Below are 9,154 nucleotides of genomic sequence, written 5' to 3'. Positions count from 1 at the left end.
CCCCAAGAGCTCGAATCCACCCCGCCGCCGGCGCCTGACCGCTCGGAGAAGAGTACGCTCCACCCAGGCTCTGATGCTCGTAATCGATGGGCACGTCCGTCCCGTGAGCCGTGAACGCCGCCATCACTTCCCGCGCCGACAGCTCGTCGACCACAAAACACCCATTCGCCGACGCAACCTCACCCCATGGAACCAGCAACACCCGCCCAGGTACCCCGTCGACACCCACCACCGCGGCCGCCACCAGACAACGCTCCGAACCCTGGGCCGCAACCGACCCGCCACCCACCACGCCACCACTCCGGTCCATTCATCCACCTCCGTCCCCCACCGAAACCTGAACCACCAGACTTGCACCAGGAGCCCACGCCTCTCCTCGGCCTCTCCGAGAATACCAAACCAGCCGTCCCGCAGAAGCACCCTCACCGGACCAGACCCCGAGACCACGCCGTCGGCTCAGGCCCGGCTTCCCGGAGAAAACTCGATGATTCCGACCCAGATGAATGAAGCGCGGATCGCGCTCGGCAGGATCACGACACCGCAGGAACGCTAACAGGCCACGGCTACGGAAAACACCATGACCAGGCGCCACCGCGAAGCCACGGCGGGATCAGACCGACTCCAGCCAGGCACCTCGACTACCCCCGCCGGTCACTTGCGCAGCGGCGTGCGCCTCTGGAACGCCTCGATCTCGGCCAGCGGAACAATCCCGGTTGACGCGCCGGGAGCCTGGATGCAATGCGCGGCCGTCGCGTTGCCCAGCAGCGCGGCCTCGGTCATGGCCTTCCCCTTCGACAGGCCGGCCAGGAACCCGGCACACCAGCTATCGCCGGCTCCGGTCGTGTCAATTACTCGATCGACCACGTAGGCGGGAACGCGGGTCTCCTGACCCCCCCCATCGCGACAGAATACGCCGTCCTTGTCCAGCTTGATCACCACATTCCTGCAACCCCGGGCTTGGAACAGGCGGGCTATCTCCGACGGCTGGGTGAGCCCGCTGATCGCCCGGGCTTCCGGCTGCGACGGAATGAAGTAGTCGAGGTGCGGAAGGCATGGAAAAATGTTGTCGTGCCAGACCTGGGTCGAGGCGGTGTCCAGGTACACCGTGTCCAGCAGGGTCCGCACCCCCGACCGCTGAGCCTCCGCGAGCAGCCGCGCCGTCTGCTGTCCGTCAAACGTCTTCATCACCATCGTCCCGGTTACGAAGCAGTACTTGCCCTTGCGGACGATGTCCATGTTAATGTCATCGTAACAGAGCGTGCCGTTGGCTCCCATGGTGTGAAAGAAGCTCCGCTGCCCGCTCGACAGGACGCACACGAACGTGTACGGGGTGTGGATTCCGCTGCCCCGGATCACCCCGGCGGTGTTCACCCCGTAACGCTTCGCCTCGCTGACCACAAAATCCCCCAGCGCGTCATTCCCAACCTTGACGATGATATCGCAGGCAATCCCCATCTTGCCCAACGTAATCGAACAGTTGGTCGCGTTCCCGCCCGTGGTCAACGTCAGCTTGTCGAACAGCCGCAAACCCCCGGGAGGGGGATAGTCGTCCACCGTCTGGCCGATCGCATCCACCGTGCAGATCCCAATATTGACGATGTCACTCATGTCCAGGCACCTCGAACAACGTCGCGTAAGGAGAGCCGTTTTCGCTCAGCTTGAACACTCTGACCTCCTTCATTCCGGCAGCCATGAGCCGCTGAATCAGGGCGTCGTCCAGCCCGCTGTCCAGCCCGTAGGTCCCGTCCAGACGCCCCAGCTCCGCCCAGTGAGCCAGGACGTGCGTGCACCCCTCTTGCCGAAGCCAGTCCAGAAGCTCCTCATCGTCGGGAATCTCCCGCGCCGCTTGAGCCAGCGGGTGGTGGTTGAACACCACCGCATAGTCACACCGCCGCCGCAGATAAAACGTCCTCGCCTCCCCGATCAGCATGACCTTGGCCCGCGCGTCCAGACCGTTGATTGCCCCCACCTCCTGCATCGACGGCCACAGGCCCTTCACGAACCACTCGAGCTTGTCATAGGCTTGGATCGGCTCGTGACTCGGACCCAAACGGGTGTGAACGTAGAACAGCCCGCCGATCGCGTAGAAATTCCAGCCCGCGCCCAGCACCAGAACGACCGCCAGCAGAACCCGACACAGACCGGACACCGGACGTTCCAGCAGCCGCGCCGCCAGCAGGATCAACGGTAACAACAACACAACCGCAAACCGCGCAAACAGATGAGTCGCCCCCAGCCACAGGACGAATTGCACCACCAGCATCACCGCCAGCCCGACGGTCCACCGGTCACGCCGGACCAACGCCCCCCACACCGCCAGCAAAACCAGCACCGGCCCAATCCGCTCGTCGGCCACCGTCCGCTCCACAACCCGGGCCACCATCGGCACCGATGAACGCTCCGCCACGGCCGACCCGTGGGCTCGCTGCCAGCGCTTCTCCAGATCCGCATCCCACACCCCCGCCCGGCTGCCAAAAACCGAGTATGCCAACGGGTAAACCGGGTTGCCCGTGTTGACCATATTCCGAATCAGCCACGGCGAAAACACCACCCCCGACACCAGCACCAACAAGACGACATGCCCCAGCTTCTTCCACCAGACCGCCACCTCGAACACCACCAGCACGGCCAGCGGCACCGCTATCAAAACCACCGCCGTGTACTTGAAGCCGCAGGCCAGCCCCGCCAGCATCCCCGCCAGCAACACCCATCGCCAGGGAGCAACCCACACCTCCGGCCCGCGCCCACCCCACAAGCTCGCCCCACCCGCAGATGATCCGCTCACCGCCGCCGTCTCCCCCCCCGCCACTCCGGTCGGCATTATGGCCCGCAAGATCGCCCCCAACGCACACATGCCCATGGCCAACATGCCAATCTCCACGTACGCAATCCCCGCCAGATACATGATCCAGGGCGTCACCCCCGCCAGTACACCGGCCAGCATCCCCGCCCGCGACGAGAACGTCCGCCCCGCCAACCAGGCCGCCGCAAGCCACAGGACCGCCAGGGCAACGTTCACAAACTGGGCCGCAAACGCCGCTTGAATCGCATCGCCCCGCAACGCCATCATCAGCAGGGCCAGCATCTCGTAACTCAACGGAAAACTGCTGTACACGTTGTTCGGCAGAAAGGTGATCCGACCCAGATCATGAAAGGCTTTCGGGACGGCCAGATGATACTCCAGAATGTCGTACGCGTTCCCCTCCTCTCGCCACAGCACCCCAGGCGGCAAACACACGGCCAAAAGCGTCAGCGCCAAAAACGGCACTACCAACAACCACAGCCAGAGCATCCGATCGCCCGGCCGGCAAACACCCGCCCTCGCCGCTTCGTCCCGGGCCCGCACACTGGCCGCAGACAGGTCCCGTACATCAACCGCCAGCCGAACCAGCCCCGCCACGCCAACAATACCCACCAGAAGAAATGCATTCCCTCGACTCAGCAGACCCAGACTGCCCAGCCCCAGCACCGCCAGGGCCAGAAAACCAACCCCCAACCCGGCCCCCAGAATCACCCGCTCGTGCCAGGGCCGACCACGCAGCCCCAACAACCACATCAGCCATCCACCCGCCAAACCCGCCCCCGCCAGCACCACCGTCGCCTTCATCCCCTCAATCAAAACCACCGCAAAGGCCACAACCGACTCAACTCCCACCAGCACAAACGGAGCCACCAGCAAGACCGCCGCCACCACCCCGGGACGACTCCACCCCAGACCGTGCCCCGACTTCGATCCACGCGCTTCAAAAGTAGTATCCGCTCTGACCACGCGGACAGATTACCCGCCCGAAAGCCCACGGAAAAGAGAATCCCACCGCGCTAACCCCCCTCTGGCCACCAACGGCATGCCCTGCCACCAAACGAGACGGACCCCAACACCCGCACCCCGCACCACCCCAGAGACCATCGCCAAAGTGATCCTCACACCGACTTGCGCGGAGGACGAACTGGGCGTATAATACCCCCGCGCGCACCGCGCCTTGGAAAGGGCCTCAAACGAATGGGCGACCTCAACCCTTCCGCACAGCCGATCGCCGAACCTCAGGAGTCAACCTCGCTGTGGGGCGCTAAGTTCGCCCCCCGAGGCCTGCTTCGCGATGGGCTTATCATCGCCAGCCTCGTCCTCGCCGACATGAAGCCCTCCTGGCTCATCGCCGGCCTGGCGGTGTTCATCCTCGGAGCCCTGCTCCATTTCTGGAGCAAGGGATGCCTGGTCCGTAACCAGGTCGTCACCCAGGTCGGCCCTTACCGCCTCGTTCGCCACCCCTTCTACCTGGCCAATTTCATCATCGACCTGGGAATCTGCCTCATCTCCGGAAGCCCCTGGGTCACCGCCCTCTACCTGCCCGCCTTCCTCCTAACCTACATACCCGTCATCCGCCGCGAAGAGAACTATCTGCGCTCCCAGCACGGGCCGGCCTACGACGCTTATGCCCGCCAAGTACCGATGCTGATCCCCTGGAAGATCAATTGCCTCTTCGGGCCTCTAGACTCGACCTGGAACAACATCCGCCGCGAGAACGAAATCCCCCGCCTGATGCGCATCCTCGCCGTGCCCTGCTACATCCTGGCCGCGGACATGATCCTGCACCACGACCTGCTCGGCCGGTTCTCCCTCCCCGTGCTCCTCGCCGCGGTGGCCGGTGCCGTCTTCTTCAACGTCGGCAGTATCGTCGTGCGAAAAGCCTGGCGCATCCGGGCAACCGAGATCTTCCCCCTGGACGCCTGATCATCACCGGAACTCGATCGTCCCGAACGACTTGGGCGCGTGAAAGTCCGTCCGAGGACCGTCCAGGTACGACCAGGTCAACCAGTGCGGGTGCGAGGTCAGGTCCGCACACTTGTAGAAATTCGCCCGCCAGACCACACCCGGAGCCGGCTTCTTCACACCAGGATGGTACTTCGACAGGATGGACACTGGGAGCCGGTACTCGATCGTCCACGTCGTCGGCCTCTCGATCTCCGGATCCACCCGCTTGGGCAGCGAATGGGCAACCTCCATCTTCGCGATGTCCACCGGGTCGATCGGCGAACCCTTGCGCGGAACAACCGCGAAGTGGAAAAGCATCGTCCCGCCACAGTTCATCTCCAGGTTGAAATACCCGCCGTCAACCTCGGCATCCGGCGTGAAGAAGAACTCGGCACAACTGTCCTTGTAGACCGGACCCTGGTTCTCCGTGGCCACCGCCTTGACGTACCGGTCCTCGACCCGCCAGATGACGTACACATGCTCGTCGTCATAGCGAAGCTTGGCCTGAACCTTGGGCATGTGCTCCGGCTGCTTGCCCACATAGTAGCCCAGCTCCAGTGGCTTGGTCTCCCGCCAGACGGGCTTGTCCCAGTTGGCGTCAATCACGATGGGCTCCTGGAGCCGATTGACCTGGTAGTGCATACGCCGCTCTCCACTCGATCCTTTCCTCGGCGTGGCCGTACAACCCGCCAGCGAGGCCGCCGCCACACACACACCCAATCCGATGACCACCTTCCCGCTGAGCATGACATCACCACCTCTTCAGTGAAGCCCCCACCTGCCTGAATCCGGTCCCGCTCGCAAGCGGCTCACCTCTTCCCCCGCGAACGCTGCTGGGCAAAAAACTCCCGCAGCAAGTCCCCACATTCCGGCCCCAGCACACCGCGCTCCACCGCGACCCGATGGTTGAGCCGGCCTTCCTCGACAATGTCATACACCGACCCGCAGGCCCCCGCCTTCGGATCGTCCGCCCCGTAGACCAGCCGCCCAATCCGGGCCAGAACGATCGCCCCGGCACACATCACGCACGGCTCAAGCGTCACGTACAGCGCACACCCCTCCAAACGCCAGGCCTTCCTCGCGTCGGCCGCGGCAGTCAGAGCGATCATCTCCGCGTGGGCCGTCGGATCCTTCAGCAACTCCCGCTGGTTGCGGCCCCGACCGATCACCTTGCCCTGGTATACAACCACCGCCCCGACCGGCACGTCCTCGCTGCCCAACGCCGCCTCGGCCTCGGCGATCGCCTGCCGCATCATCCGCTCGTCAAACTCCCGCTGCTGAGCGCCGCCCACGACTGTGCCCCAAGAAGCCTTCGCCCGCTCATGACCCAGACATGGCCAAATCCTCCATCAGTCGGTGTCCAGTTTGTCGTACCAGTTCAGCTTGATGAAGATCGTCGTGACCACCAGCACGGCCACAATCGCCCCAATCCAGTTCCACTGCCGCAAGACCAGGTAGATCGGCAGCGCCGTCAGGCACAATTGCCAGACGATGCCAACTACCACATTGCTGGCGTCACGCCGGAAGCGGGGGTTCGGCCGGAAACTCGGATCCTCGACCAGGACCTTGTCCCGAATCGGCCCCCAAAAGCCCCACGGCCGAACTGTCCTGTAGAACTTCTTCAGAATCTCGTCGTCCTCCGCCGCGGTCAGCAGCGTGCCGAGAATGCACCCGGCCACCGAAATGACCAGGATGATCGGGAAAGTGTACATCGCGTTGACGTCCCGACCAAGAACCTGCTCCACGATCCAGGGCACCGACATCGCCCCGGCCAGCCCCGAGACCATACCCCAGAAGTAACCGTAACCGTTGAATCGCCACCAGTACCACTTGAGCACGTTGGCCATCACGTACCCACCATACAGCGCCCCCACGATCCACATGACCAGCGTGGTGATCCGTTCGGTCATCAGGCCAAACAGGATCCCGATGGCAAGAATGACCACCGAAGCGACACGGCTCAGAAAAACATGAGTCTTGGCGGAGGAGCCCGGGCTGATGAACCGCTTGTAGATGTCGTTGACCACGTAGGCCGGGGCGGCGTTGATCGTCGCGGCAAAGTTGGACATGAACGCCGCCAGCAGGCCGGCCAACAGGAAACCCACCACACCCTGCGGAATGTGCTCGGTCAGCACCATCGGCAGCACCTTCTCGAAGTCCGGCTTGTCCATCGCCTTCAGGTCGGCCATGCAAAAGGCCAGGGCAATCACCGTCAGACCGGTCACCATCATGTACCGGGGAAAGTAAAGAACGACGTTGACCATCCCGTTCATCAGACAGGCCTCCCGCGGACTGCGGGTCGCCAGCACCCGCTGCATGTCGTAGTTCGGCGCCGGGCCCGCCAGACTGGCCAGAATGCCCTTGAAGAACATCAGACCGATGATGATGCCAAAAAACTCGTTTCCGTCCGCGCGGATCGTGTCGTTCACCTTGTCAAAAAGACCCGTCCAGCCCATGTCCAGACGCAGACCAAAAAACGGATTCGACCAGCCGGCAGGAACCGCGGCCTGGATCGTCTCCGGCGAAACCTTCCAGATCGCGACAATGCCTATCGTTATCGAGGTCACTGTCAGAATGGTGAATTGAAGAACCTCCGTGATGACCACGCTGATCATGCCCCCCTTGATCGCGTACAGCGACGTCAGCCCAAGAATAACGACCGCATAGAGATTGTCGTTGTTGAACAACCCTTCCGTCGCCGCCGTCAGCTTCCAGGGCAACATCACCGAGGCAAACTTACCTATGCCCTTGAACGCATACGCCAGCATCCCGATCACGTTCACCAACGCAAAAAAAACCACGCTGAGATGAGCTAGGTTCGCCCCCGTGTCACGACCAAACCGCGTCTCAATCCACTCCGCCCCGGTCAGGACGTTCGAGCGCCTCAGCCAGGCACTCAAGAACATCATCAGGAAGACCTGGTTGAAGACCGGCCACATGAACGGCAGCCAGATGCTCTTGACGCCGTAAACGAACAACCAGGTCACCAGCAGCATCGTGCCGGCAATGTCAAACATCCCCGAGGCGTCGGAAATCCCCAGCAGATACCACGGCAGCGACTTGCCCCCCAGGAAGTAGGAGTCCAGATCCTTCGAGCCGCGACGGGAAACCCACAGGCCAATGAGCACCGCGGTCGCAAAATAGGCAACGATAATGGCGATGTCGACAGTGTGAAGGGCCATGGCTTACATTTTCACCGTAGCGAGTCAACCCACGACTGGATTCCGAGGCCCTCTCCATGCGAGCCTCAACGAACGGATGGCAACCACCCCAGGTTACTCGGGCCGGCCAGCCCCAGTCAATCACCGGACAAAGCCGCAACACACCAGACACCGGCCCGCCACAAACCCCCAGTCGCCCCTCGACCGCCGGGCCAGCCACCCCTGCCGGCCGGACCACCCGCCAAAACCCCCGCCGCGGCCCCGCCGCCGCCACCGGCCTTGAACCGCATTCCCCGTTTCAGTAAGATGAAAACACCCGCGGACGGCCAAGGTGAACTCATCCGCATGTCGCCGCCCGCCCCCGCCCGAGGTCACACCATCGCACTCGGGATGCGCGCGATTCACTACGTGTGTGGGAATGGTAAAGGCAAAGGACCTGCAATGCTCGCGAAGCGGATTATTCCTTGCTTGGACGTCCACGCCGGCCGCGTGGTCAAGGGCGTGAACTTCGTCAATCTCCGCGACGCGGGTGACCCCGTCGAGATCGCCCAACGCTACGAGTCCGAGGGGGCCGACGAACTCGTCTTCCTCGATATCACCGCCAGCCACGAGGAACGCAACATCATCCTCGACGTCGTCAGCCGAACCGCTGAACAGGTCTTCATGCCCCTGACCGTCGGCGGCGGCATCCGCAATCTGGACGACATCCGCCAACTCCTCAACGCCGGAGCCGACAAGGTGTCAATCAACTCCGCCGCAGTCAAGAACCCCCACTTCATCCGCCGGGCAGCCGAACGATTCGGGCGACAGTGCATCGTGGTCAACATCGACCCCAAACGAATCCGCGACCACGACCGGGAAGTCTGGGACGTCCACATCCACGGCGGGCGGCGACCGACCGGACTGGAAGCCGTCTCCTGGGCCAGACAGGTCGAAAAACTGGGGGCCGGCGAAATCGTACTCACCTGCATGGACGCCGACGGCACACAAAACGGCTACGACCTCGAAATCACCCGGGCCGTATCCGAAGCGGTCACCATCCCGGTGGTGGCCTCGGGCGGCGCAGGCAGGCCGGAACACCTCGCCGACGCGGTGACGCTCGGCAAGGCGGACGCCGCCCTCGCGGCCAGCATCTACCACTTCGGAACGTACACCATCAAGGAAACAAAACGGCTCATGGCCGACCGGGGAATACCCGTACGACTGTGAGAGGTCATCGGGTCTAGAGTCGCGGAGAATGCGG

General features: G+C 63.3%; 8 protein-coding genes. 2 read left to right on the top strand and 6 right to left on the bottom strand.

The features are described 5' to 3' along the window. The 3 genes from KA354_06940 to KA354_06930 form a co-directional block, all read right to left on the bottom strand. Positions 1-310: hypothetical protein (locus tag KA354_06940; GenBank protein MBP7934369.1), on the bottom strand; the 310-nt coding region annotated here is incomplete at its 3' end. A gap of 341 nt (positions 311-651) precedes the next feature. Continuing rightward, positions 652-1,608: a carbohydrate kinase family protein gene (locus KA354_06935; protein MBP7934368.1), complete on the bottom strand. Its 957-nt coding sequence runs from the start codon at positions 1,606-1,608 to the stop codon at positions 652-654. After that, a complete protein-coding gene (locus KA354_06930) occupies positions 1,601-3,694 on the bottom strand; it encodes a hypothetical protein (GenBank protein MBP7934367.1) in 2,094 nt (697 codons plus the stop codon). The genes KA354_06935 and KA354_06930 overlap by 8 nt, the downstream gene beginning before the upstream one ends. Before the next feature lie 306 nt (positions 3,695-4,000). Here KA354_06930 and KA354_06925 point away from each other — a divergent pair, with 306 nt between their 5' ends. Further along, complete coding sequence (locus KA354_06925) at positions 4,001-4,729, top strand: isoprenylcysteine carboxylmethyltransferase family protein (protein ID MBP7934366.1); 729 nt, start codon at positions 4,001-4,003, stop codon at positions 4,727-4,729. 3 nt (positions 4,730-4,732) lie between these two features. Here the strand turns inward: KA354_06925 and KA354_06920 are convergent, their stop codons facing one another. The 3 genes from KA354_06920 to KA354_06910 all read right to left on the bottom strand — a co-directional run bounded on the left by KA354_06920 (position 4,733) and on the right by KA354_06910 (position 7,932). After that, positions 4,733-5,392 carry a carbohydrate-binding family 9-like protein gene (locus KA354_06920; GenBank protein ID MBP7934365.1) on the bottom strand — a complete coding sequence of 220 codons (660 nt, stop codon included), beginning with the start codon at positions 5,390-5,392 and terminating at the stop codon, positions 4,733-4,735. Between the two features lie 167 nt (positions 5,393-5,559). Further along, a complete protein-coding gene (gene tadA / locus KA354_06915) occupies positions 5,560-6,006 on the bottom strand; it encodes a tRNA adenosine(34) deaminase TadA (protein ID MBP7934364.1) in 447 nt (148 codons plus the stop codon). Between the two features lie 93 nt (positions 6,007-6,099). Next, on the bottom strand, positions 6,100-7,932 hold the full coding sequence (locus tag KA354_06910; protein MBP7934363.1) for a Na+:solute symporter: 1,833 nt from the start codon (positions 7,930-7,932) through the stop codon (positions 6,100-6,102). Between the two features lie 420 nt (positions 7,933-8,352). Here KA354_06910 and hisF point away from each other — a divergent pair, with 420 nt between their 5' ends. Next, positions 8,353-9,120, top strand: a complete 768-nt coding sequence (gene hisF, locus KA354_06905) for an imidazole glycerol phosphate synthase subunit HisF (protein MBP7934362.1) — start codon at positions 8,353-8,355, stop codon at positions 9,118-9,120. Positions 9,121-9,154: the final 34 nt, after the last annotated feature.

This window comes from Phycisphaerae bacterium, from assembly GCA_018003015.1.
Taxonomy (GTDB): domain Bacteria; phylum Planctomycetota; class Phycisphaerae; order UBA1845; family PWPN01; genus JAGNEZ01.
Note: the sequence above shows the minus strand (reverse complement) of the source record. Positions and strands in the feature narration are given on the sequence as shown.

Bases quoted from the DNA above. Each gene is read 5' to 3' on its own strand.
- tadA (MBP7934364.1), bottom strand. From the start codon at position 6,006: ATGATGCGGCAGGCGATCGCCGAGGCCGAGGCGGCGTTGGGCAGCGAG.
- KA354_06935 (MBP7934368.1), bottom strand. From the start codon at position 1,608: ATGAGTGACATCGTCAATATTGGGATCTGCACGGTGGATGCGATCGGC.
- KA354_06920 (MBP7934365.1), bottom strand. From the start codon at position 5,392: ATGCACTACCAGGTCAATCGGCTCCAGGAGCCCATCGTGATTGACGCC.
- KA354_06910 (MBP7934363.1), bottom strand. From the start codon at position 7,932: ATGGCCCTTCACACTGTCGACATCGCCATTATCGTTGCCTATTTTGCG.
- hisF (MBP7934362.1), top strand. From the start codon at position 8,353: ATGCTCGCGAAGCGGATTATTCCTTGCTTGGACGTCCACGCCGGCCGC.
- KA354_06925 (MBP7934366.1), top strand. From the start codon at position 4,001: ATGGGCGACCTCAACCCTTCCGCACAGCCGATCGCCGAACCTCAGGAG.